The sequence below is a fragment of the Paucibacter sp. PLA-PC-4 genome (assembly GCF_026241155.1).
In the GTDB taxonomy this organism is placed as follows: Bacteria; Pseudomonadota; Gammaproteobacteria; order Burkholderiales; family Burkholderiaceae_C; genus Roseateles_E.
Genome location: NZ_JAPFGP010000077.1, coordinates 1 through 646, shown reverse-complemented (window position 1 = coordinate 646; position 646 = coordinate 1). Strand labels below are relative to the sequence as shown.

The following is a 646-nucleotide window of genomic DNA, read 5'->3' as shown; positions in this document are numbered from 1 at the left end:
ATGTTGCCGACGGCACGGTGTCCAGCCCCTTTACAAAGAACTGAACTTTCCGTCGACAACGCTGATTCGACTCTACAAATTGTTAAAGAACAACAGCCAATATTGACTGACAAACCACAACAACCCCCTCGCCTTGCAGCGACTCGGATGCTTTGGTTTGTCAACCAGATCGTTCAGAGTGAATGGTGGAGGATGACGGGATCGAACCGACGACCCCCTGCTTGCAAAGCAGGTGCTCTCCCAGCTGAGCTAATCCCCCGGGATCTTCTCAAATCCGTGGTGGGTCTGGCTGGATTCGAACCAGCGACCCCCGCCTTATCAAGACGGTGCTCTAACCAACTGAGCTACAGACCCACGCGTTTTCTCGCATAAGCCCGTCTTCAGTCTCGCTTGCCCGTCTCTAACCGACCAGGCCAGCTCGGCAGGCTCACGCTTTATTCACTCTTGCAGTTGAATTACAGCCGATAAGTGTGGGCGCTTAAAAATGAGTCATGTGGATCTCGCTCATGCTCAGTCACTAGTGACTCAACCGTGGCTCGATCTCTTCTAGAAAGGAGGTGATCCAGCCGCACCTTCCGATACGGCTACCTTGTTACGACTTCACCCCAGTCACGAACCCTGCCGTGGTAATCGCCCTCCTTGCGGT

At 53.7% G+C, this 646-nt stretch carries 2 tRNA genes and 1 rRNA gene; all 3 read right to left on the bottom strand.

Annotation, left to right across the window (positions count from 1 at the left end):
• Positions 1-183 precede the first annotated feature (183 nt).
• Positions 184-259: transfer RNA gene (locus OOZ63_RS28990), tRNA-Ala, on the bottom strand.
• Positions 260-277: 18 nt separating this feature from the next.
• A tRNA-Ile gene (locus OOZ63_RS28985) sits at positions 278-354 on the bottom strand.
• A 196-nt stretch (positions 355-550) separates the two neighbouring features.
• Positions 551-646 (bottom strand): 16S ribosomal RNA (locus OOZ63_RS28980); the annotation flags it as partial.